This window comes from Streptomyces sp. NPDC085946 (assembly GCF_044540485.1).
Taxonomy (GTDB): Bacteria; Actinomycetota; Actinomycetes; order Streptomycetales; family Streptomycetaceae; genus Streptomyces.
On sequence record NZ_JBITSF010000003.1, the window covers coordinates 1 to 22731 of the forward strand.

The window sequence follows — 22731 nt, forward strand, 5'->3', positions numbered from 1 at the left end:
CTGGCGTTGACTTTTGGCACGCTGTTGAGTTCTCAAGGAACGGACGCTTCCTTCGTACTCACCCTCGCGGGCTTTCCTCCGGGCGCTTCCCTTCGCTGTTCTCAACTCTACCAGTGTTTTTCCGTCTCTCCGACCACCGTCCCGCAGACATGCAGGAGGAGACCCCGAGATAGGATCTGGCAAGTTGGGTTGCTGCCGGGCCAGGACGTCTGATGGCGTCGCTCAGCCCCGTGCAGGAGTACGACTGTACACGGGGCCGTGGAGTCGGTGCAAATCCGTGGGAAGGGTGGTCTAGACCTCTCATCGGCAGCTATCGTGCGGAACCCGTCCTACCTGTGACATACGCTGCTGAACAGTGCTTCGTCCGGGACAGGCAGTGACGGCCCCTACACATCTCCACCCCTGGGAGGCTTCCCATGACCACCGTGACGTCCCCGCTCGCAGGACGCGCCATCGGACTGGCCGCCGTGCCGGATCCGGTCTTCTCCGGGGCCATGGTCGGCCCGGGCACAGCGATCGACCCCGTGCGCGAGCCGGGTGAGGCCATCGCTCCCGTGGACGGAGTCATCGTCTCCCTGCACCCGCACGCGTTCGTCGTCGTGGACGCCGAGGGGCACGGCGTGCTCACTCACCTCGGCATCGACACCGTGCAGCTCAACGGCGAGGGCTTCGAGCTGCTCGTGAACAAGGGCGACACCGTCGTACGGGGTCAGGGCATCGTGCGCTGGAACCCGGTCGCCGTGGAGGCCGCCGGGAAGTCGCCGGTGTGTCCGGTCGTGGCACTGGAGGCCACGGCCGAGGCCCTCTCCGAGCTTCGTGAGGACGGCGACGTGAAGGCCGGCGACAGCCTCTTCCTCTGGAAGTGAGCACTGCCGTCACAGGACGGCTGGTACGACCACCAACGCGCGGCGGGGCCCGCGCACTAGCGGAGACGGTGAGATGGAGACAACGCTGCGAGGCGTCGGCGTCAGCCACGGTGTGGCGATCGGCGAGGTTCGGCACATGGGGACGGCGGTGCTCGAACCGCCCGCCAAGCAGATCCCGGCGGAGGAGGCGGAGCGCGAGCAGGGGCGCGCCCGCAAGGCCGTCGAAGCCGTGGCGGCCGACCTGACGGCGCGCGGCAACCTGGCGGGCGGCGAAGCCCAGGCGGTGCTCGAGGCGCAGGCCATGATGGCCCAGGACCCGGAGCTGATGGCCGACGTGGACCGGCGGATCGCCGTCGGCAGCACGGCCGAGCGCGCGGTGTACGACGCGTTCGCCGCGTACCGGGAGCTGCTGGCGGGTGCCGGGGAGTACCTCGCCGGCCGTGTGGCGGACCTGGACGACGTGCGGAACCGTATCGTCGCTCGTCTGCTCGGGGTGCCGATGCCGGGGGTCCCGGACAGCGACGAGCCGTACGTGCTCGTCGCCCGGGATCTCGCGCCGGCCGACACGGCGCTGCTCGACCCGACGCTGGTCCTCGGCTTCGTCACCGAGGAGGGCGGTCCGACCAGCCACAGTGCGATCCTGGCGCGGGCGCTCGGTGTGCCGGCCGTCGTGGCGCTGCCCGGTGCCGGGGAGCTCGCCGAGGGCACGGTGATCGCCGTCGACGGCAGCTCCGGTGAGATCTTCGTCAGCCCGAGCGAGGAGAAGAAGGCCCAGCTGCGGGCCGCGGCCGCGGAGCGCAAGGCGGCGCTGGCCGCCTCGACCGGACCGGGTGCCACGGCCGACGGGCACAAGGTGCCGCTGCTCGCCAACATCGGTGGCCCGGCGGACGTGGCGGCCGCCGTCGAGGCCGGGGCCGAGGGCGTCGGGCTGTTCCGCACCGAGTTCCTGTTCCTGGACGACAACAAGAAGGCGCCGTCCGAGGAGAAGCAGGTCGAGGCCTACCGGCAGGTGCTCGAGGCGTTCCCCGAGGGACGTGTCGTCGTGCGGGTGCTGGACGCGGGCGCGGACAAGCCGCTGGACTTCCTCACGCCGGCCGACGAGCCGAACCCGGCGCTGGGCGTGCGGGGGCTGCGGACGCTGCTCGACCATCCCGAGGTGCTGCGGACCCAGCTGACGGCGCTCGCCCGGGCGGCGGAGGGGCTGCCGGTCCACCTGGAGGTCATGGCCCCGATGGTGGCGGACCGGGCCGACGCGAAGGCCTTCGCGGACGCCTGCCGTGCGGCGGGGCTGCGGGCGAAGTTCGGCGCGATGGTCGAGATCCCGTCGGCCGCGCTGCGGGCGCGCGCCGTCCTGCAGGAGGTCGAGTTCCTGTCGCTGGGGACGAACGACCTCGCGCAGTACACCTTCGCCGCCGACCGGCAGGTGGGTGCGGTGTCCCGGCTGCAGGATCCGTGGCAGCCGGCGCTGCTGGACCTGGTGGCGCTGTCCGCCGAGGCGGCGAGGGCCGAGGGCAAGAGCTGTGGTGTCTGCGGTGAGGCCGCGTCCGACCCGCTGCTGGCGTGTGTGCTGATCGGTCTGGGCGTCACCTCCCTCTCCATGGGTGCGGCGTCGATCCCCTACGTGCGGGCGACGCTGGCGAAGTACACGCTGGCGCAGTGCGAGCGGGCCGCGGCGGCGGCTCGGGCGGCCGACAGCGCGGAGGACGCGCGCGGCGCCGCCCAGGCGGTGCTGTCGGGCGAGTAGCGGACTCGGCCGGCCCAACCCCGGCCGACGGTCGTCCTGAGAGGGGCGCTCCACCCAGGTGGAGCGCCCCTTTCCTCTGTCAGTGGTGGTGCCCCGGTGCCGGTTCGTCCTCGCCGAGGTCGGGGGGTGCGCAGTAGTCGACGCCGGATTCCGGGGAGACGAGGTCGCCGGACTCGGCGTCGGTGCAGTAGGCGTCGAAGACCTCGCCCGCCGTGAGCGGGGTCAGGCCGAAGGCGCGCAGGCGCCAGCCGTAGACGCGGTCCGCGGTGCCGGGGGCGGTGGTCCGCATGACGAGGCCGCCGGGGCTGCCGGTGGCGAGGCCGAGGGCCAGGACCGTCGTGAATTCGAGGGCTTCGGTCTCGTCCAGTTCCGTGATGCCGTCGCTGTCGTCGGCGTGCAGGACGGCGAGCAGGGTGTCCTGCGGTCCGGAGACGCTGCAGACGAGGTGGCGGTTGCCGGGCGGGGCGGTGTCGAGGATGCGGACGAGGAGGTCGGAGGCGCGGGTGAAGGCGGCCCGGCCGAGGTCCTCCTCGCAGGTGGCGCAGGTGCCGAGGCGGGCCAGGAGGGTGGAGGCGTACTCCCAGGTGGCCCGGCGGACGGCTTCGTCGACGAGGGCCGGGAGGAGGTCGGACAGGGGCTGGCCCTCGTAGGGGAGGGTGGGGCCGGTCGCCGCGAGTTCCGCGGTGAAGCGGGTGCGGCTCGACGGGCTGTCGGGGTCGAGGCCCGCGTCCTCGCAGAACTGTGCGTAGTCCTCCGGGTCGAAGAGGGCGACCGTGGTGTGGCCGCCCCGGGAGGCGCGGGTCTTGAGGAGGTTCTCGACCTGCCGGAGGTAGGTGGCGTGGTCGTCGAAGGTGAAGGTGCGGTAGCGCCGCATGGCGTGGAAGTCGTGCTCGTCGGTGAGCAGGCCGATGGTGCCGGCGATTTCGCGGCGCAGGACGCGTCGCATGGTCAGGTCGTCGGTGTGCGCCATGTTTCCCCCTGTGCGCAGTCGATCAATGCTCACTCACAGTAACCGGCGGCACTGACAACGGCGTCGCGCTTCCAGTGGTCGCGCTGGGGGCGGGCGCGCGCCGGACCCGGGCTTCACCTCCCGGGTCCGGCGCCGGCGTCGGGGCTCCGCGGCGTCGTCAGGCGCGCTTGCGGGCCAGGTCCTCGTAGAAGCGGAGCAGGTCGAGGTCGTCGATGGAGCCCGGGTTGACCGCCTTCTCCAGCGGGGTGCCCTGGAGGAGGCGCTTGACCGGGACCTCGATGCGCTTGCCGGTGAGGGTGTGGGGGACGCCGGGGACCTCGATGATCTCGTCGGGGACGTGGCGCGGTGACAGCTGCTCGCGGATGGTCCGCTTGATGCGGGCCAGCAGCGCCTCGTCCAGGACGGCGCCCGGGGCGAGGTGGACGAACAGGGGCATCCAGTAGCCGCCGTCGGGCTGCTCGATGCCGATGACGAGCGATTCCCTGATCTCGGGGAGGCGTTCGACGGCCTCGTAGATGTCGGCCGATCCCATGCGGACGCCCTGGCGGTTGAGGGTGGAGTCGGAGCGTCCGTGGATGACGACGGATCCGCGGGAGGTGACGGTGATCCAGTCGCCGTGCCGCCACACGCCGGGGTAGGTGTCGAAGTAGCTGTCGTGGTAGCGGCTGCCGTCGGGGTCGTTCCAGAAGTGGACGGGCATCGAGGGCATCGGGTTGGTGACGACGAGTTCGCCGACCTCGTCGACCAGGGGCTCGCCGCTCGGGTCCCAGGACTGCAGGTCGGTGCCGAGGCAGGGGGCCTGGAGTTCGCCCACGTACACGGGGAGGGTCGGTACGGCTCCCGCGAAGCAGGAGCACACGTCCGTGCCGCCGCTGACGGAGGCGATCCACAGGTCGGCGCGGACCTCGTCGTGCAGCCAGCGGAAGCCGTCGGGGGGCAGGGGGGAGCCGGTGGTGGCGACGCAGCGCACGGCGGAGAGGTCGAAGTCGCGGGCGGGGTGGACGCCGGCCTTGCGGCAGGCCATGACGTAGGCCGCGGAGGTGCCGTAGAGGGTGGCTCCGGTGCGTTCGGCGACGCGCCACTGGGCGCCGGTGTCCGGGTAGCCGGGGCTGCCGTCGTAGAGGACGATCGTCGTGCCGGTGAGCAGGCCGGAGACGAGGAAGTTCCACATCATCCAGCCGGTGGACGTGTACCAGAAGAAGCGGTCGTCCGGGCCGAGGTCGCAGTGCAGGCCGAGCTGCTTGAGGTGTTCGACCAGGATGCCGCCCTGGGACTGGACGATGGCCTTGGGCAGGCCGGTGGTGCCGGAGGAGTAGAGCACCCACAGGGGGTGGTCGAAGGGCACCTGCTCGAAGTCGGGTTCCGTGTCCGCGGCCGTGAGGGCCGACCACTCCAGGGCGCCCTCGGGGGCCGGGGTGCCTAGGAGCGGGATGTGGACGACGGCGCGCAGGGTGGGCAGGTCGCGGCGGAGCTCGGCGACGGTGTCGCGGCGGTCGTGCTCCTTGCCGCCGTAGCGGTAGCCGTCGACGGTGAACAGGACGACGGGCTCGACCTGCTGGAAGCGGTCCAGGACGCTGCGGGCGCCGAAGTCGGGCGCGCAGGACGTCCACACGCCGCCCACGGCCGCCGTGGCCAGCAGGGCGACGACGGCCTGCGGGACGTTCGGGAGGTAACCGCTGACGCGGTCCCCGGGGCGGACGCCGAGGGCCCGCAGCTCGGCGGCGAGGGAGCCGACCTGGCGGCGCAGTTCCGCCCAGGTGACGGGGCGCGGCTCGTGGGTCTCGTCGACGTGCAGGAGGGCCGGGTCGTCCGGGCGGGTGGCCGCCGCGCGCAGGGCGTGCTCGGCGTAGTTCAGGGTCGCCCCGGGGAACCACTGGGCTCCCGGCATGGCGCGCTCGCCCAGCACGCGCGTCCAAGGGGTCGAGAAGCGGACGTCGAACCACTCGGTGACGGCCTTCCAGAAGGCGTCCGGTTCGTCGACGGACCAGCGGTGCAGGGCCGGGTAGCCGCCTTCGGCGGGGGCGCCGTGGTGCTCGGCGGCCCAGGCCTGGAACCTGGTGATCTGCGCCTGGGCGATGCGCTGCGGATCTGGCTGCCAGAGCGGCTGCGGGTTCACGGTCGACATGGGGCGGCTCCCGGACTGTGCGCGTCGTGTGCGTCCTCCGCGCACGGGCTGGGTGTGCGCGTGACGCGGCTGACACGGACGATGCCATGTGATCGTCTCCCGCACCAGGGAGTCCCCCACATAGTCCGTGTCGTGAAGATGTGGCCGGGGCACGGGTGAACGGCAGTTGAACGAGGCCTCCGTGCGGACCGGTCGATGGCAGGGTGAGCAGCATGGACGGTCGTGACCTGGTGCGTTCGGTGAGGGCGGTAGGGGTGGTGGGGGCGGCGCAGGGGATGCGTACCGTACGGGCCGCGTGGCGCAGGAGGCGGGCCGACGCCGCCGGGCTGCCGCCGCGGGGGGCCGAGCGCGCGCGGGTGCCCGGGGCCGTGCGGGAGGTGGAGCCCGGGCCGGGGGGCGGCGTCCTCCGGTTCGACCGCTCGGAGCTGCGGATCTTCGTCGCCGTGAACGGGGCCGTCTTCTGGGGGTGGGACGGGGCCGCTCCGGAGCCGTCGTACGCGCTGGCGGACCGGTGCCCTGAACCGGATCCGCGGGCCGTGCTGGAGCCGGACAAGAACGGCGGCTGGCGGGTGGTGGCCGAACGGGTGACGGTCGGCGTCTCGCGGCACGGCGAGGTCCAGGTGTGCACGCCGGGGGGCGTGTGCCTGCGCCGGGATCTGCCGCCGCGCTGGTGGGAGCCGGTCGGCGGGGGCGCGGCGCGCTGGATGCAGCGGTCGGAGGTGGCCGCGGACGCGCGGTTCTTCGGGCTGGGGGGACGGGCTTCGGGTCCCCGGCTGCGGAACGGGACGTACCGGCTGTGGAACACCGATCCCGGCCGTGCCTTCTCCCCCGGTGACGACCCGCTGTACCTCACGATGCCGGTGCAGACGGTGGTGGCCGACGCGGGCACGCACCTGGTGTTCCACGACAACTCGTGGGACGGCACCGTGACGCTGCGGGAGGGCGAGGAGGGCGCGGGCTCCGGGCACGACCGGGCCGGGACGAGCGAGCTGCGGATGGCGGGCGGTCCGCTGCGCTGCTGGGTGGTCGTGGGCACTCCCGCGCGCGTGCTGCACGTCTGGGCCTCGCTCACCGGGGCGCCCGCGCTGCCGCCCGCGTGGGCGCTGGGCCACCACCACGCGCGGGAGGACTTCGGCAGCGAGCAGGAGGTGCGGCGGGTCGTCTCGGGCTACCTGGAGCACGACCTGCCGCTCGACGCCGTCCACCTGGACACCGACCACTTCGACGGGCACCGGGTGTTCACCGTGGACACCGATCGGTTCCCGAAGCTGCCGGTGCTCGCCGAGGAGCTGCGCCGGGACGGCATCCGGCTGGTGTCCGTCGTCGGTCCGGCGGTCGGGGCGGCGCCGGGCGACGCCGTGTACGACAGCGGCACCGCCGGGGACGTCTTCGTGCGGGACGCCTCGGGGCGTGTGGTGCGGGGGGTGGTGCGGCCCGGGGAGGCGGTCTTCCCGGACTTCACGGACGCGCGGGTGCGCGCGTGGTGGGGCGGTCTGTACGCGGAGCGGCTCGCGCAGGGGTTCTCGGGTGTCCGGCACGACATGGACGAGCCCACGTCGTTCGCGGCCTTCGGGGAGCCGACGCTGCCGCGCTCGGCCCGGCACCGCCTGGAGGGCCGGGGCGGTGACCACCGCGAGGCGCACAACGTGTACGCGCTGTGCATGGCCCGGGCCGGTTACGAGGGGCTGCGGGAGCTGGCGCCCGGGGAGCGGCCGTTCGTGTTCTCCCGGTCCGGGTGGGCCGGCGTGCAGCGCTACGGGGGGACGTGGTCGGGCGGCGCGGCGGCGGGCTGGCCGGGGCTGCGGGCGTCGCTGGCGCTGGTGCTCGGGCTGGGGCTGTGCGGGGTCCCGTACTCGGGGCCGGACGTCGGCGGCTCCGGCGGGGACCCGTCGCCCGAGCTGTACCTGCGGTGGTTCCAGCTGGGCGCCTATCTGCCGCTGTTCCGCACGCACGCGAGCCCGCGGGCCGGGCGCGGGGAGCCCTGGGAGTTCGGGGCGGAGGTGCTGGAGCACGCGCGCGCGGCGCTGGCCGAGCGGCGCCGGCTGCTGCCGTACTTCGTGACGCTGGCGCATCTGGCCCGGCGCACCGGGGCGCCGTACGTGCGGCCGCTGTGGTGGTCGGCTCCGGAGGATCGGGCGCTGCGCGACTGCGAGGACGCCTTCCTGCTGGGTGACTGCCTGCTGGTCGCGCCGGTGCTCGACCCGGGCGCGGACCGGCGTGCCGTGCCGCTGCCGCGCGGGCGCTGGTACGACACGGCGACCGGGCGGGCGTACGAGGGGCCGGCCCGGGTGATCGTGGACGCGCCCCTGGGCCGGATCCCGGTGTTCGCGCGCGCGGGGGCCGTGCTGCCCGTGCGCGGCGAGGACGGCGGGCTGGAGCTGGAGGTGTGGGCGCCCGCCCGGGGACGGACCGGGGGCGGGCTCGTCGTGCGGGACGCGGGCGACGGGTGGGACGAGCCGGAGGTCGAGCGGTACGGCGTGGGCTGGGAGGGCCGGCGGGTCGTCGTCGAGCGTGAGGACGGGGGCGGGGGCGGCCGGCCCGCCCGTCCGGTGCGCGTCCGCGGGCTGCGGGAGGACCGGGTTCAGACGTAGCGGCCCTCGAAGAAGGCCCGCACGGCCAGGGTGTGCAGGGGGAAGGCGAGTTCCTCCGGGCGGCGCAGCAGGTGCCAGCCCTCGGTCTCGTGCGTGGCCTGGGACCGCGGCAGGTCCTGCGCCGGCCGTTCCGGGAGGAGCCCGAACAGCAGCAGGTGCCCGTCGGGCGAGCTCATGGCGTCGGCGAGCCGGACGTCGCGGCTCGCCGCGACGATGCCGGTCTCCTCCTCGAGCTCGCGGACGACGGCCTGCCGCCAGTCCTCGCGGTCGTCGACGAAGCCGCCGGGCAGGGCGACGCCGCCGCGCGCGGGGGCGACGGTCCGCGTGATGACGACCAGGGCGGTGCCCTCAGTGTCGTACACGGGCTGGAGGGCGACCGCCACGGGCAGCGGGTTGCGGTAGGCGGTGGTGCCGCACGCCGGGCAGGTGCGGGGCCAGCCGGTGACGCCCTCCCCGTAGGGTGCGCCGCAGCTCGAACAGTGGGAACCCGGCGCGGAGTTGGGGGCCGAGTGCTGAGTTTCGGACACGCGGCGGAGCGTATCCGATCACGAGGGGGACGCCTGTTCGGGGGGCGCGTCGCGCGGAGGTGCCACGGATGGCGCCCGCCGCCCGCACGCGTTTCCGCCGGTCGCACACCCGCGCGGACCAGGGGTCCGTACGCTGTGTGATCGCCCCGGAATGCTGCGTGAACGCTTCGTGAACTGGGATTCGGCGCACGCCCGCGGAGCCATCATGCTCCCGTGCGCTCCTGGACGGACACTCCCCGTTTCGCCTTCCAGCCGGTGGTCAACCTGACGACCGGCGGGATGGCAGGGCTGGAGATACTCGCGCGCGCGGAGACCGGCGACCTGCTGGCCGAGGCCCGGCGCGATCCCGGGCTGGACGTCCGCCTGGCGGTGTCGGCGGTCCGCGCGGCGGTGGGCGTGGAGACGCTGCTGCCGCTGTACGTCAACGTGTTCGCGGGCACCCTCGCCGACCTGGGCGGGCTGCCGTCGCTGCACGACGCCGTCCGCCAGGCGGGGCGGCTGCCCTGGGAGGTGACGATCGACATCGGTCCGCCGTGGACGCACGTGCCGCAGCGGTCCCTGCTGGAGGCGGTGGCCGTGCTGCGCGGCCAGGGCTTCCGGATCTGCGCGGACGGCGTCGGGGACGGCGACCTGCCCCTGCGGCTGCTCACCGACCTCTCCCCCGACCTGGTGAAGCTGGACGCCTCGCTGCTGGCGCGGCGCCCGGCCATCCGCGCGATGCGGGCGCTCTGCGACGAGCTGGGCGCGCTGCTGTCGGTGGAGGGCGTGGAGACGGAAGGGCAGTGCGCGGCCGCGGTGTCCGCCGGTGCGCAACTGGCGCAGGGCGAGCTGTTCGCGCCGCCGGCCCGGCTGCCCGCGGCGGACGTGTACGTTCCGCCCCGGGAGCCCGGTGTGGCGGTCACGCCCCGGTCCGGGCCGTCGGTGCGGGAGTTCGTGCGGCCCGCCGCGCTGCTGCCGGCCACCGCGTCCGCGGCGCAGGTCCGCGACCTGCTGACCGGGTCGCCGGACGTGTCCGGGGTGCTGCTCGTGGACGCGGCCGGGGTGCCGGTCCGGTCGGTGCACCGGTCCCGGTTCCTGCTGTCGATGTCGGGGCGCTACGGGCACGCCCTGTACGCCGACCGGCCCGCCGCCAAGCTCGGGGACGCGCCGCGGACGGTGGGGGTCGGCGCCACCGCCTGGGAGGTGCTGGACGTGGTGGCGGTCGGCGGCAGGGACCGGACCTCGGACGACGTGGCCGTGGTCGACGCGTACGGGCGGTGCGTGGGCGTCGTGCGGCTGGCGGACCTCGTACGGGCGCTCGCCGAGAGCCGGGTGGAGGAGGCGGCCGGGCTCAATCCGCTGACGCGGCTGCCCGGCTCGGACGCGATCACCGGCGAGGTGAACCGCCGGATCGCGCAGGGGCGGTCCTTCGCGCTGAGCTGGCTGGACATCGACCACTTCAAGCAGGTCAACGACGGTGCGGGGTTCGCGGCGGGCGACGAGCTGATCCGGGCGGTGGGGCGCGCGCTGCAGCGGGCCGCGTCCGGCGGCACGCGGGTCGGGCACATCGGCGGGGACGACTTCCTGGTGCTGAGCGATCCGGAGCGGCTGGATCCGCCGGCCGCCGCGGTGCTGGACGTGCCCTGGTCGGCGGGCGGGCGGCCGGTCACGGTGTCGCTGGCCACGGTGGTGTGCGGGCCGGGCAGCGTGCCGGACCACCGGGAGGCGGCCGCCTGCCTGGCGCCCCTGAAGAAGGCGGCCAAGGCCCTGCGCGGGGCGAGTTGGGTGCTGGGGCGGGCGGGCGTGCCCGGGTACGAGGTCCGCCGTGGGACCGAGGGGATGGCGGCGCCCGCCGGATACGCGGTGGTGGAGCCGGGGGCGGGGTGAGTCCGGCGCGGAGGCGGGCGTGCGGCCCCCGCCTTCGTGGCCCTGCCGTCCGGCGCCCGAGGACCGGGGGAAGCCCGGGTGGGCGGGTCCGGCACGGGGCACCGGTCGCGGGGCGGGCCGGTGTCCGGCTGCGGGGCGGGCCCGTGTCCGGCCGTGTCCCGGCGCTTCCGCGACCGTTGCGGTCGGCGGCCTCGACGGCCCCCGGGCGCGGGTGGACGCTTCCCGTGCCGGTCGGCATCACCGCGTCTTTCGGTGTCGTCCGGGACTGCGCCGCGCGGGGTCCGCCGCGGCGAGTCCTTCCCCACGGGGGACGCGGCCGCGGACGGCACGCTCGTCACGGCGCCGGGCGGGGCGGGCCGTACGCGCGCGTGCGGGTGGTCGCCGGCCGGAGCGGGTCGTACGCGCGCGGGCGGGCGAGGCGCGGGGGCCGTACGCGCGCAGGGCGGGCGGAGTGCGGGGACCGTACACGCGCGGGGCGGGCGGGGTGCGGGGGACCGTACGCGCGCGGGTCAGGTCGTGACCGCGCGGCGGCGGTCCGCGGTGTAGGTCATGGCGTGGCGGACGACGCCGATGAGGACCTCCTTGACCGACTCGCGGTCGCGGGCGTCGCACATCACGAGCGGGACGCCGGGGTCGAGGTCGAGGGCCCGGCGGACGTCCTCCGCCGGGTGGCGGGACGCTCCGTCGAAGCGGTTGACGGCGACGAGGAAGGGTATGGAGCGGCGCTCGAAGTAGTCGACGGCGGCGAAGGAGTCCTCCAGCCGGCGGGTGTCGGCGAGGACGACGGCACCGAGCGCGCCTTCGGAGAGCTCGTCCCACATGAACCAGAACCGCTCCTGACCGGGTGTGCCGAAGAGGTACAGCACCAGGTCCTCGCGCAGGGTGATGCGGCCGAAGTCCATGGCCACGGTGGTGGTCCGCTTGCCCTCCACCCCGCGGAGGTCGTCGACCGGGCGCCCGGCCTCGGTGAGCAGTTCCTCGGTGCGCAGCGGCCTGATCTCGCTGACCGCGCCGACGAGCGTGGTCTTGCCCACGCCGAAGCCGCCGGCCACCAGGATCTTGAGCGTGACCGGCTCGACCGGGGGCTTGCCGCGCTCAGAACGCCCGAAGATCATCGGTCTCTTCTCCTGCTTCGATGGGGGGTCGGGCGGCGGCGGGCAGCAGCCCCCGCCGCCGGTGATGGTGTCGGTGCCGAGCCGCGAACACCGGCCGCGCTCCCCGGGTTCGCACCGCTCACAGTGCGCGCAGGCCGTTGATCACGTCGCGCAGAATACTCTCGTCCGGCAGTTCGGCCGGTGGTACGGGCCGGTTCACGTGGACCCACTCGGCGTCCACGAGGTCCCCGACGAGGACCCGTACCACTCCGATCGGCAGGTCGAGTTCGGCGGCGAGCTCGGCGACCGACTGCGGGGTGTCGCGGCACAGTTCGACGATGTCCACGTGCTCCGGCGCGAGCGTGGGGTCCGCCTCCGGATCGTCCGCGTGCGGTTCCGTGACGACCACCGCGATCAGGTCGAGGCGGTGCTGGCCCGCACTGGTGGTGCGGCCGCGCGTCATGGCGTACGGACGGACGACCGGCCCGGCCTCGTCGTCGAACCAGTGGCTTCTTCCCTGACCGTCAGCGCTCATGCCATCCCACTACCCGCCCTGGGGCAGACCGGTGCGCGGGGCCGTGCCCAGATGCACACCGACCCGCTTCACGAGAAGGGTCATCTCGTAGGCGACCTGGCCGACGTCGGAGTCGGCGTCCGACAGGACGGCCAGGCAGCTGCCGTCGCCCGCGGCCGTCACGAACAGGAAGGCGTCCTCGAGTTCCACGACCGTCTGCCGGACGCTGCCGGCCTCGAAGTGGCGTCCGACGCCCTTGGCGAGGCTGTGGAACCCGGAGGCCACGGCGGCCAGGTGCTCGCTGTCCTCCCGCGTCAGGTCCCTGGACACCCCGGTGGGCAGGCCGTCCCCGGAGAGCACGAGGGCCTTGCGGATGCTCGCGACGCGGTCCACCAGCTCGTCGAGGAGCCAGTTCAGCTCGCCCTTCCCGGTCTCGGTGTGGCCGGTCGCCTTCGGTGCGGTCATCGACCGTCCCCCTTTGTCGTTCCCTGTGGTGCCGTGCCGCTGTGGGCGTCGTCGCCCGCGGCGTTCTCCGCGCGGCCGCGCTGCCAGCCGCGCTGGAGCGAGGCCATGCGGCTGCGTACTTCCTCGGCGTCCCGCTCCTCGGGCCCGGCCCGGTCGCCGGTGCGCGGCGCGGGGAGGCGCTTGAGCTGCGGGGCCAGGTTGGCCTGGCGGACGCGCCGGGGCAGCGGTGAGCTGCCGGAGGACTGCTCCTGCCCGGGCTCGCCGGGGCCGCTCGACGCGGCCGCCGGGCGGTGCGGGCCCCCGGGGAGGGCGGCCTCCGAACCGTCGCCGTCCGTCCGGCCCGGTCCCGCCGGGACCTCGGGCCGCTGCCCGGCGCCGCCGTCCCGGCCCACCGGACCAGTGTTACGGAAGGAGGCGGGCGCGGACGGCTCGTACGGTTCCGGTCCGCCCGGCGCCCGGCCGGCCGGGGCCTCCCCGGCGCGCCGGCGCACCGGCAGCGGGGACGCGGGCTCCGGCCCGGATCCGCCCCGGCCGCCGGGTCCCTCGCCGCGGCGCCGAGCGGACGGCGACGGCGCGGACTCCGTCCCGGAACGGTCCTCGGTGCGGCCGCGCGCGGACTCCGCGTTCCGGCGGGCCGGCAGGGCAGGCGCGGCCTGCGGTTCCGGCCCGTCCTGGGCCCGGCCGGTCCCGGCCACGGCGTCCTCGCCGGTCCTGCCGCGCCGGGGGCCGCGCTGTCCGGTGACCGGGCGGCCGTGCGAGCTGACCAGCTTGGGGGCACGGCGGCGGGGCAGCGGGACCGGTGCCCCGTCCTCCTGGCCGGCCCCGTCCGCTCCGGTGCCGGACGCCGGCCGGCGGGGCTCGCGGCGGTGGTCCGGTACCCCGTCCTCGGTGCGGCGGCGGGGGCCGAACAGGCCGCGGCCGCCGTCCTCGTCGTCCAGGGCGCCGGGGAAGTCGTCGGCGAGGGCGTCCAGGTCGACCGGGGCCTCCAGTTCGACCGGGCCGTCCAGCAGGGAGGCGGGCAGGGCGACGGGCACCTGCGAGAGCGCGGCGCGGCGGCCGTCCGCCGGCCTGCTCTCCCCGGCGCGCCGGGGGCGGTCGAGGCGGAAGCCGACCCCGTTGGTGTCCGGGACGTCGTCGGTGAGCAGCGCGTCGGGGAGGAAGACCACGGCGGTGGTGCCGCCGTACGGGGAGGGCTGCAGGGAGACCCGGACGTTCTGCCGCTGGGCGAGGCGGCTGACGACGAACAGGCCGAGCCGGTCGGTGTCGGTGAGCTCGAACTCCGGTGTCTCGGCGAGCCGGAGGTTGGCGTCCAGCAGCGCCTCGGCCGTCATGCCGAGGCCGCGGTCGTGGATCTCCAGCGTGAAGCCGTTGGCGACGCGCTCGCCCAGCACCTGCACGGCCGTGTGCGGCGGCGAGAACACCGTGGCGTTCTCCAGCAGTTCGGCCACGAGGTGGGTGAGGTCGGCGACCGCGGGTCCGGCGACGGCCATGCGCGGCAGGCGGCGGACCTCGATGCGCTCGTAGTCCTCGACCTCGGCGACGGCGGCGCGTACGACGTCCATGAGCTGGACGGGTTTGCGCCACTGCCGGGAGGGCGCGGCGCCGGAGAGGATCACGAGGCCCTCGGCGTGCCGGCGCATGCGGGTGGTCAGGTGGTCCAGGCGGAACAGGTCGGCGAGTTCCTCGGTGTCCTCGGTCCGGCGTTCCATGGCGTCGAGCAGGGTGAGCTGCTTGTGGAGGAGGACCTGGCTGCGCCGGGCGAGGTTGACGAAGACCTCGGAGACGCCGGCGCGCAGTTCGGCCTGTTTGACGGCGGCTTCGACGGCGGCCCGCTGCAGGGTGTTGAGGGCCTGGCCGACCTCGCCGATCTCGTTCTTGTCGTACTCCAGGCGCGGCACTTCGGTCTCGACGTCGACCTGTTCGCCGGCCGAGAGGCGGCGCATCACGCCGGGCAGGCGCACGCCGGACGCCTCGTGGGCCTCCAGGCGCAGCTGCCGCAGGTCGCGGATGAGGGAGCGGCCGACGCGCACGGACAGGAAGAGGGAGAACAGCACGGCCAGCAGGCCGAGCAGACCGGCGACGACGGCCTTGGTGACGACGGACATGGCGACCGGGCGGACCCGGTCCTGATAGCGGTCGTTCGCCTGGTCGTTGAGGGTCAGCAGGTCGCCGAGCACGCTCTCGGCGGCGGCGTCCCAGCTCCGCGCGGTCACCGTGCGCGGGGGTTCGGAGCCGACGGAGGCGATGACGGCCTGTTCCTCCGAGCGCAGGGGGGCGGTGGTGGCGCCCTTCCAGAAGCGGGTGTAGCGCTCGCGTTCCGCCGCGGGCAGGACCGGCAGGCTGACGTCGTACAGCAGCGTGCGCTGGGCGACGAGGTAGGAGACGTCCCGGACCTCCGCGCGGGTGAGTTCGCCCACCACGAGGGCGGAACCGAGCAGGGCGTCCTCGCGGGCGAGCAGTTCGCGGGCGCGGGCCAGGTTGACGAGGGCGCGGTTCTGCTTGTCCATCTCGACGCTGTCGACGCCGTCGAGGGAGGCGAGCAGGACGTAGCAGGGGTCGACGAGGCGGTTGTACAGGTCGAGGGCCTGGGCCCGGGTGACGGAGCCGTCCTCGACGCTGCGGCGCAGTTCGTCGATGCCCCGCAGGGCGTCCAGGGCCGCGGTGAGGTGCTCCCCGTCGTCCTCGTCCATCTTGTCGCGGACGTCGGCGCTCTTCTCGTTCGCCACGATCTCGGCGATCGCGCCGTCGGTGGCGGTCCGGGTGGCGCGCAGCGCGGACCGGGCGTCCGAGGCCCGGGGGTCGGCGAGGTAGACGAGCGTCTGGCGGCGTTCCTGCTGCAACGCGCGGACGGTGTCCTCCACGGGGTAACCGACCTTCTCCACCACGGACGTCACGTGCCAGAGCTCGGCCACCTCACGCCCCGTCAGCACCGTGGCGAAGGCCCAGATGCCGGCCAGGGACACCAGCGGCACGAGGAGAAGCGCCACGATCTTCCGGCGGATGGACTTCCCGCGAAAGCGCATGGCCTCCCCCAGCTCGGCCCCCCGGACGACAGGGGGTACGCATGTGCGTCAACAAACGGCGCGAGCCTACTACCGACGCACAGCTAACTCGAAGGGCTGTCCGGAACCTGAACGTCCGTACCGGCGGACCGGCGGGGGGAGTTGTCCGGGCATTGCGGGAGATTGCCTCCCGCGATCCGGTGGGGGTCGCACCGCCCGGCCACCCCGGTCCGGCGTACCGGTTGGCCGAATTTTTTCCCTCCTGGGAATCTTCCTGACGGTCCGTTCGTCCTTGCCCGTGGGAAGCGGGGGCGGAATCGGTCACAGGAGCCGTGTGCCGCACCCGGGCGGCGTAAAGCAGCGCAAGCCGGGCAGCCAGTGGAGAACCGGGTCTTCGGACCGGGCCGATGGTCTGCTGGCGGTGGGGAGTGACACGGTGATGGGCACGGCGGAGCGGCACAGGGCGCCCGAGGACGGCGAAGCGGTACGGGAGACGGACCGGCGGGGCGCCGAGGCGCTGGACCGCGGCCTGCCGGCGGCCGGAGGCGGGACGGCGGACGGGCGCGGGCTTGCGCGGGATGCCCGGGGTGCCGGGGCGACGGCGGTTCGGGCGGCCGGGGTCGAGGAAGGGGCGAGCGGGGAGCCCGTGGCGTACGGGGCCGGAGCGGCGGCCGGGCGTCCGGTCCGCCACCGGGGGACCCCGGTGGCGGACCGGACGGACAGGGCCGCCCGGCAGGGCGCCGCCGGAGCGCGTGGCGCGGACCAGGACGGTCGCGCCGGTGAACAGCCCTCCTACCGGCCGTTGTGGATCGAGGAACCGGCGCGTCGGCGCCGGCTGCCGGATCCGGTGCGGGCCGCGGCCGTGCGCGCGGGCCTCATCATCGCCGTGACCCTGCTTCAGGCCATGGTGGCCTTCCTGTGCACCATGGCCGGGTCCTGGCTGGCCTTCCCCATGGTGATCAGCAGTGTGGTCAGCACGGTGGTGGCCACCTGGGGAGCCCTCGACGTGTGGGTGACGCGCCAGGTCTGGAACCAGCGCAACGGTGTGGTGTCCACGCCCAGCAGCACCGCGCGGGCCCTGCGGCGCGAGCGGCGCCGGGCCCGCCGGCGGGCCCGGACCGCCGAGCGGACGCAGGAGCGCATACGGCGCCGGGGCGGTGCGGGGCAGCTGTCGCACTCCTGACCGCTCCGGACGGCTCGGGCCGGGCCGAATCGGGCCGGACCGGGCCGGACCCGTCACGAGGCGACGGCCGGGGGGCCGGAGGGACCGCCCGGCCCAGCAGCCGTCCCCTCCCGCGTCCTTCCGTCACCTGGTGAGCTGTGGCGTACTCCCCGGCGCCGGACGCTTGTACATGCGCGTCGCCGTGATCTCGCTGTGCACCGCCTCCTCGGCCCCGGTCTGCTGGGGCAGGCCCGGCCGCAGGTGCTCCTCCACGCGGATGTACTTCAGCCCGGCCCTGAGGTCGGCGTCGTTGCGCAGCCGGATCACCAGGGGGAACTCGGCGAGGGCCGTCGTGTCGAACAGGCCGGTGGTGTACAGCAGTTGCACACCGAGCGCGTCGGCCACGGCCCGCTGGAGCTCCAGCAGGTAGGTGGCGTTGGCGCGGCCGATCGGGTTGTCGAGGAAGAGCGTACCGGCGTGGCGGTGCCGGTCGCGGCCCCGGTCGTTGGAGCGCAGCGCGGCCATCGTGCAGTACAGGGCGATGGCCGCGGTGAGCAGCTGCCCGCCGGAGAAGACGTCGCCCATCTGGCCGACGGGGACCCGCTCGGCGCGCAGCACGGCGTCCGGCTTGAGGATCTCGACGGCGACGCCCTTGGGCTGGAGGGCCGCGGCGACACCGCGCAGCAGCAGGGACATGCCGTCGCGCCGCAGGTCGGAGTTCTTCCTGACGGCGGCGCGGGTCGCCTCGTCGACGACCTCGCCGAGCCGCTCGGTGAGGGTGGCCTGGTCGGGCTCCTCGAACCGGATGCGCAGGAACTCCTGCCCCGACCACTCGCCGAGCCCTTCCGGCAGGCGGGAGAGGCGCTGGGCGGACCGGAGCGTGGCGAGGGCCGACTCGACGAGCCCCCTGAGCCGGTCCACGATCGAGTCGCGGTTGCGCTCCAGCTGCTCCAGCTCGTCGGTGAGGACCCGCAGCCGGGGCGCGAAGGCGTCCGCCCACTTCTGGGCGTGCTCGGGCAGCGCGGAGGCGGGCAGTTCGCGGATCTGCTGCCGGGCCGGGGTGCGGACCTGCTCGTAGCGCGTGGAGTTGGCGTGCCGCACGAGGACGTCACTGGCCTCGCGCACGGCGGCCTCGGCGGCGGACAGGTCGGCGGCGCAGCCGCGCAGGGAGCGGCGGGCCTCCGCGGCCGACTGGCGGGCCTCCTCCAGGCTGCCCGGGTACGGCTCGGGCTCCTCCTGCTCCTCGTCGGGGGTGTGCTCGCGCAGCAGGTCGCGGAGCATCGCGGCGATCTCGTCGAAGCCGGCCGCCGCGTCCTCGGCGGCGCGGTGGGCGTCGAGCAGCTCGGCGTGGGCCTCCCGGGACCGGTCCAGCGCCTCGGTGCGCGCGGCCAGTTCGGCCGTCGCCGTGCGCAGCAGTGCCTGCGCGTGCTCGGCGTCGCGCGGCACCAGGTCCTCGGGCAGCTCGGTGTGCGCGTCGCCGTCCTTGGGGGCGAGGCGCTCGGCGTCGCTGCGCAGCCGCCCGAGCTGCTCGCTCGCGGTGGACATCCGGGTCTCCAGGAGCTGCACCAGCTCCTCGGCGCGCGCGGCGGCCGCCTGCCGGGAGGGCCCGTCGGAGCCGTCGGGCGACTCCAGCAGCTGCTCGGCCCGGGTGCGGACCTTGTTGCTGAGCCGGTCCAGCTCGGCGCGCGCCGCGCTCTCGTCGCTCTCGGCGCGGGCCTGCTCGGCGCGCAGGTCGGCGCCGACGCCGACCTTCTCGTACACCTGGGAGGCGGCCCGGTAGGCCTCGCGCAGGGCGGGCAGGGACGCCTGCGGGGCCGCCGCGCCGTCCTGCGGGACGTCGTCGGGGGCGCCGGCGATCTCGGCGCGCTCGGCGCGCAGCGCCCGCGCGGTGCGGCGGGCGTCGTCGGCGGCGCGCTGGGTGGCGCGGCGGTCCTCGTCGGCCGCGCGGGCGCGTTCCAGGCAGGCCTGGGCGCGGGCCTCGGCCTCGGTCGCCTCGTCGGCGAGCTCGCGCAGCCGGGCCTGCCAGCCGGCCCGCTCGCGCAGCCGGAAGGCGAGTCCGGCGAGGGCGTCGGCGGCGCGGCGCGCCTTCTGCGCGGCCTCCTGCCGCTCGTCCCGCACCCGGACGGCCTCGGCGGCTGCCTCGTCGGCCTCGGCGCGGACGGTGCGCGCCTCGGCGAGCTCCGCCTCGGCCTCCTCGGCGAACGCGCGGGCCTCCTCCGCCGCGCGGGCCAGCTCGGCGAGTCGGCCGGCGGGGCAGCCGGTGCGCCAGGAGGCGAGCCGGGCCGCCAGCTCCCGGTCCTTGCCGAGCCGGGCGGCGAGCGCGCGGATCTCCTCGTCCCGCTCGGCGGCCCGGGCGCGCAGCGCCTGCCGCTCCTCGTCGGCGGCGTGCTCGTCGTGCATGGCCGGGTTCGGCGGCACGAGGAAGACGTCCCCGGTGTCCGCGTCCGGGGCGGGGGTGGGGGCGAGCAGGGCCGCGGCCGTGCCGACGGCGACGGCGGAACGGGGCAGCAGCGCGGCGTCGCCGAGGGCCTGGCGGGCGCGGGCGTGGGAGTCGGGGTCGGTGATGATCACGCCGTCGACGAGTTCGGGCCGGGCGGCCAGCACGCGCGCGTGGTCGGCGGGGTCGACGGCCTGGGCGAGGTAGCGCCAGCCGGGCAGTGCGGGGATGCCGTGCTCGCCGAGGTACTCGACGGTGGCCAGGACGTCGGGGCCGGGCGGCAGGAGGCCGCCGTCGCCGAGGGCGCCGAGGATCCGGGCGTCGTCGGCGGCGGCCGTGCGCAGGTCGAACAGCTGCCGTTCGGCGGAGGCGACGGCGTCGTCGAGCAGGCCGCGCAGGTCGTCGGCGAAGCGGTCCAGTTCCTCGGCGGTCAGGGGGCCGTCGGCGGAGGGGCGCGGGGTGCCCTTGCCCGGTCCGCCGGCGCGGTCCCCGTCGGCCGCCGCGCCGCCGGAGGCGGTGTCGGATCCCGTCCGCGGCCCGGGCACCGCGGTCCGTCCCGTCCGGGCGGCCGGCAGGCTCAGCACCTCCGCCAGCCGTTCCTCCGCCGCCAGTGCCTCGGCGGTGCGCCGCTCCCCCTCGTAGGACCGCTCGGCGGCGGTGGCCGCGTCGGCGGCCCGGGCGGCGGTCAGCTCGGCGCGGGTCTCCGCGGCGGCCGCCTCGCGGGCGTGCTCGGTGGCCCGGCGGGCCGCCTCGCGGGCGGAGTCCCAGGCCGCGACCGCCGTCTTCTCGGCGTCGCTGGCGGCGAGGGCCGCGCGGGCCGGGTCCGCGTCGGGCGCGCTGTCGTCGAGCCAGCCGGCGCGCACCGCCTCGGCGGTCTCCTGCTCGACCTCGGCCAGGCGCTGGCGCAGGTGCCCGATCTCGCTGCGGGCGCGCTGCGCCTCGGTGGCGGCGGCGGTGGAGTCCCGGTGGGCGGCGTCGCCGGCCTGCTGGAGGGCGGCGGAGCGCTCCTCCTCCTCGTTGGCGAGGTTCTCCGCGTTGTCGGCGGCCGCGTGCAGGGCGCGGACCAGGTCGACGGCGGCCCTGGCGCGGGCGGCGAGGGCCGGGGCCGCGTCGCGTTCGGCTTCCTGGATGGCGGCGGACACGCGCGCGACCCGGTCGGCGGCGGCGCGGTGGCGCAGCACGGCCTCGGCGGCCTGCCAGGCGGCGTGCAGCGTGCGCGCGTCGGCGAGCTCGCGCTTCTGCGCGGCGGCGGCCTTCTCGGCCGCGGTGAGCGCCAGGGAGGCGTGGCGGTAGGCGAGTTCGGCGGAGACCAGGGCGCTGCGCTCGCGTGCCGCCTCGGCGTGGGTGACGGCGTACGCGGCGGCGGTGACCCGCTGTGCCAGGTCGGCGGCCCGGGCGCGTTCGCGGACGCCCCGCGCGGTGAGCCTGCGCGCCAGGGTCCGGGTGCGGCGCTCGGCCGCGGTGTGGACGTCACGCGCGCGGGTGCGGGCGCCGGCGGCTTCGACGATGCGGCCCAGCAGGTCCACGGACCCGGCCGTGAAGTCCCGTTCGGCGATCAGCTCGGCGCGCCGGCCCAGCTTGTTGCCGAAGCCGCCGACCAGGTCGGCGAGTCCGTCGGTGTCACGGGTGTCGGTGACGGCGCGCAGCAGCAGGTCGGTGAAGTCGGAGTCCTTCTTGACCGCGAACAGGCCGGCGGCCTCGCCCTCGTCGGCGTTCATCTCCCGCTGGTAGCGGAAGAGTTCGGGGTCGAGTCCGAGGTCGCCGAGGTGGTCGGTCCAGCGTTCGTGGATCTCCTCCCAGTGCACCTCCAGGTGCGGGTAGGTCTTGCCGGCCTCGGTGAGGGCGTCGCGGAAGCCCTTCATGGTGCGGCGCCGGCCGCGCGCGCCCGACTGGCCCTCGGCGGGCGGCCGTACGGAGGTGGACTCGGCGACGGGCAGGCCGTCCAGGCTGAGGCCCGGGCCGGGCCGGAAGGAGTACCAGGCCTCGGCGAACTTGCGCGGGTCGCTGGAGACCTGCCGCCCGCGCCACTCGCTGACCTTGCCGACGACGACGCACTCGCCGGTCTGCACGTGCTGCCACTCCAGGGCCACGTGACCGCAGTCGTCGGCGAGCAGGAACTTGCGCAGCACGCCGGAGCTGGCGCCGCCCAGGGTGTTGCGGTGGCCGGGCAGCATCACGGAGAAGATCAGCTTGAGCAGCACCGACTTGCCGCCGCCGTTCTCCAGGAACAGCACGCCGGCGGGCGCGGGGCGGCGCGGCGGCCCGACGGGCTCCTCCTCGAAGAACTCCGCCTGCGTCGGCGCGGGGTCGGGCACCGGCTCGCCCACGCCCCGCAGGTCCAGCACGGTGTCGGCGTAGCGCGCACCGGCGGGACCGATGGAGTAGAGGCGGACCCGGGACAGCTCGTACATGGCGGACTCTCGTAAGTCTTCGGAAGACAGGGGCGGTTCGGGGAAAGGGGAGGTCAGGGGGCGTGGAACGGGAGGCCCGCGTCGGCCACCAGGTCCAGGTCGTCGCCGTCCTCGGCGGGCAGCAGGGTCGGCGTGCCGTCGGTGACCGGGACGACGCCCAGTTCCAGCAGCTCGGCCATCGCGGCGCTGCCGGCCATGTCGCGCACCTGGAGCTGGTAGCGGGCCGTCGTGCGGTACGTGCCGCCGTGGTCGTCGCCGGTGCGCTGCAGGAACCCGGAGTCGGTGAGGAAGGCGACGGCCTTGGCGACGATGCCGGTGGTCGACCCCGCCGGGCGGCGCGCGTCCTTGGTGGCGCCGGTCGCGCTGCGTCTGGCCCAGATCCGCCAGGCGGCCTCCAGGCCGGGCGCGTCGGTGACCGGGTCGGTGTTCTCGCCCTGCTCGGCGGCCCGCTCCTCCAGGCGGTGGCAGGCCTGCCGGACGAAGGAGTCGACGCCGTTGACGGTGACGCGTCCTATGTAGCCGTCGTCGGCGAGGTCCTCGGGGCGCGGGAACGCCATGGCGGCGACGGCGAGATGGGCGAGGCCGTGCAGGAACCGGTCGCCGGAGTCGGTGGCCGTACGACGCGCGTAGTCCCCCATGCGGACGGCGAAGACGGAGTCCTCGGCGGCGGTCACGGCCATGCCCGCGCGCGGGGAGACCTCCAGCACGATCAGTCCGAGTCCCGTCGCCACGGCGTCGGCGAGCCGGGCGAACGGCGGGTCCTCGCGGTACCGGCGCAGCAGGTCCGCGTACTCCTGGTCGCGGGCGGGCTGCAGTTTGGGCTGCAGCCCGAAGGCGACGAGCCGCGCCGCGTCGGCGGCGTCGGCGGGGGTGACGGCGGCGGACGCCGCCGCGGCGGGCGCCTCCGGCTCGCTCCACTCGACGTGCTCGCTCACGGTCGGTGCTCCTTGTCGCGGT

Annotated in this window: 14 protein-coding genes; 5 read left to right on the plus strand and 9 right to left on the minus strand. The window is 75.4% G+C overall.

Annotated features, from left to right (window positions below):
- Positions 1-416 precede the first annotated feature (416 nt).
- A complete protein-coding gene (locus ACIF8T_RS07960) occupies positions 417-866 on the plus strand; it encodes a PTS glucose transporter subunit IIA (protein ID WP_400032381.1) in 450 nt (149 codons plus the stop codon).
- 73 nt (positions 867-939) lie between these two features.
- Positions 940-2610, plus strand: a complete 1671-nt coding sequence (ptsP, locus tag ACIF8T_RS07965) for a phosphoenolpyruvate--protein phosphotransferase (protein ID WP_400032383.1) — start codon at positions 940-942, stop codon at positions 2608-2610.
- Positions 2611-2689: 79 nt separating this feature from the next.
- Here ptsP and ACIF8T_RS07970 read toward each other — a convergent pair whose 3' ends face one another.
- Both ACIF8T_RS07970 and ACIF8T_RS07975 read right to left on the minus strand, forming a co-directional pair.
- Positions 2690-3580, minus strand: coding sequence for a hypothetical protein (locus tag ACIF8T_RS07970; protein WP_400032385.1), 891 nt, complete (start codon positions 3578-3580; stop codon positions 2690-2692).
- 157 nt (positions 3581-3737) lie between these two features.
- Positions 3738-5705: an acetoacetate--CoA ligase gene (locus tag ACIF8T_RS07975; RefSeq protein WP_400032387.1), complete on the minus strand. Its 1968-nt coding sequence runs from the start codon at positions 5703-5705 to the stop codon at positions 3738-3740.
- Positions 5706-5917: 212 nt separating this feature from the next.
- On the opposite strand from ACIF8T_RS07975, the gene ACIF8T_RS07980 reads away from it, so the two are divergent.
- A complete protein-coding gene (locus ACIF8T_RS07980; protein WP_400032389.1) occupies positions 5918-8296 on the plus strand; it encodes a TIM-barrel domain-containing protein in 2379 nt (792 codons plus the stop codon).
- On the opposite strand, the gene ACIF8T_RS07985 is transcribed toward ACIF8T_RS07980, so the two are convergent.
- A complete protein-coding gene (locus ACIF8T_RS07985; RefSeq protein WP_400032391.1) occupies positions 8287-8823 on the minus strand; it encodes an NUDIX domain-containing protein in 537 nt (178 codons plus the stop codon). The two genes, ACIF8T_RS07980 and ACIF8T_RS07985, sit on opposite strands and share 10 nt — an antisense overlap.
- 213 nt (positions 8824-9036) lie before the next feature.
- Here ACIF8T_RS07985 and ACIF8T_RS07990 point away from each other — a divergent pair, with 213 nt between their 5' ends.
- Positions 9037-10689 carry an EAL domain-containing protein gene (locus ACIF8T_RS07990; RefSeq protein WP_400032393.1) on the plus strand — a complete coding sequence of 551 codons (1653 nt, stop codon included), beginning with the start codon at positions 9037-9039 and terminating at the stop codon, positions 10687-10689.
- Positions 10690-11198: 509 nt separating this feature from the next.
- On the opposite strand, the gene ACIF8T_RS07995 is transcribed toward ACIF8T_RS07990, so the two are convergent.
- From ACIF8T_RS07995 to ACIF8T_RS08010, 4 genes are all read right to left on the minus strand, one after another.
- Positions 11199-11804 (minus strand): GTP-binding protein, encoded by a 606-nt coding sequence (locus ACIF8T_RS07995; RefSeq protein ID WP_400032395.1) that lies wholly within the window; start codon positions 11802-11804, stop codon positions 11199-11201.
- A 118-nt stretch (positions 11805-11922) separates the two neighbouring features.
- The gene (locus tag ACIF8T_RS08000; RefSeq protein ID WP_400032397.1) at positions 11923-12318 is read right to left on the minus strand and encodes a DUF742 domain-containing protein; all 396 of its coding nucleotides are present in this window, start codon (positions 12316-12318) and stop codon (positions 11923-11925) included.
- A 9-nt stretch (positions 12319-12327) separates the two neighbouring features.
- Positions 12328-12762 carry a roadblock/LC7 domain-containing protein gene (locus ACIF8T_RS08005; RefSeq protein ID WP_400032399.1) on the minus strand — a complete coding sequence of 145 codons (435 nt, stop codon included), beginning with the start codon at positions 12760-12762 and terminating at the stop codon, positions 12328-12330.
- On the minus strand, positions 12759-15785 hold the full coding sequence (locus tag ACIF8T_RS08010) for a nitrate- and nitrite sensing domain-containing protein (protein WP_400032401.1): 3027 nt from the start codon (positions 15783-15785) through the stop codon (positions 12759-12761). The genes ACIF8T_RS08005 and ACIF8T_RS08010 overlap by 4 nt, the downstream gene beginning before the upstream one ends.
- Before the next feature lie 418 nt (positions 15786-16203).
- Between ACIF8T_RS08010 and ACIF8T_RS08015 the strand changes: the two genes are divergently transcribed.
- Positions 16204-16947, plus strand: coding sequence for a hypothetical protein (locus tag ACIF8T_RS08015; protein WP_400033083.1), 744 nt, complete (start codon positions 16204-16206; stop codon positions 16945-16947).
- 123 nt (positions 16948-17070) lie between these two features.
- On the opposite strand, the gene ACIF8T_RS08020 is transcribed toward ACIF8T_RS08015, so the two are convergent.
- On the minus strand, positions 17071-21774 hold the full coding sequence (locus ACIF8T_RS08020) for a hypothetical protein (protein ID WP_400032403.1): 4704 nt from the start codon (positions 21772-21774) through the stop codon (positions 17071-17073).
- Between the two features lie 53 nt (positions 21775-21827).
- Positions 21828-22709 (minus strand): hypothetical protein, encoded by an 882-nt coding sequence (locus ACIF8T_RS08025; RefSeq protein ID WP_400032405.1) that lies wholly within the window; start codon positions 22707-22709, stop codon positions 21828-21830.
- Positions 22710-22731: the final 22 nt, after the last annotated feature.

Excerpts from the sequence above, each read along its gene's own strand:
- ACIF8T_RS07960 (WP_400032381.1), top strand. The coding sequence starts at position 417 with ATGACCACCGTGACGTCCCCGCTCGCAGGACGCGCCATCGGACTGGCC.
- ptsP (WP_400032383.1), top strand. The coding sequence starts at position 940 with ATGGAGACAACGCTGCGAGGCGTCGGCGTCAGCCACGGTGTGGCGATC.
- ACIF8T_RS07970 (WP_400032385.1), bottom strand. The coding sequence starts at position 3,580 with ATGGCGCACACCGACGACCTGACCATGCGACGCGTCCTGCGCCGCGAA.
- ACIF8T_RS07975 (WP_400032387.1), bottom strand. The coding sequence starts at position 5,705 with ATGTCGACCGTGAACCCGCAGCCGCTCTGGCAGCCAGATCCGCAGCGC.
- ACIF8T_RS07980 (WP_400032389.1), top strand. The coding sequence starts at position 5,918 with ATGGACGGTCGTGACCTGGTGCGTTCGGTGAGGGCGGTAGGGGTGGTG.
- ACIF8T_RS07995 (WP_400032395.1), bottom strand. The coding sequence starts at position 11,804 with ATGATCTTCGGGCGTTCTGAGCGCGGCAAGCCCCCGGTCGAGCCGGTC.
- ACIF8T_RS08000 (WP_400032397.1), bottom strand. The coding sequence starts at position 12,318 with ATGAGCGCTGACGGTCAGGGAAGAAGCCACTGGTTCGACGACGAGGCC.
- ACIF8T_RS08005 (WP_400032399.1), bottom strand. The coding sequence starts at position 12,762 with ATGACCGCACCGAAGGCGACCGGCCACACCGAGACCGGGAAGGGCGAG.
- ACIF8T_RS08010 (WP_400032401.1), bottom strand. The coding sequence starts at position 15,785 with ATGCGCTTTCGCGGGAAGTCCATCCGCCGGAAGATCGTGGCGCTTCTC.
- ACIF8T_RS08015 (WP_400033083.1), top strand. The coding sequence starts at position 16,204 with ATGGGCACGGCGGAGCGGCACAGGGCGCCCGAGGACGGCGAAGCGGTA.
- ACIF8T_RS08020 (WP_400032403.1), bottom strand. The coding sequence starts at position 21,774 with ATGTACGAGCTGTCCCGGGTCCGCCTCTACTCCATCGGTCCCGCCGGT.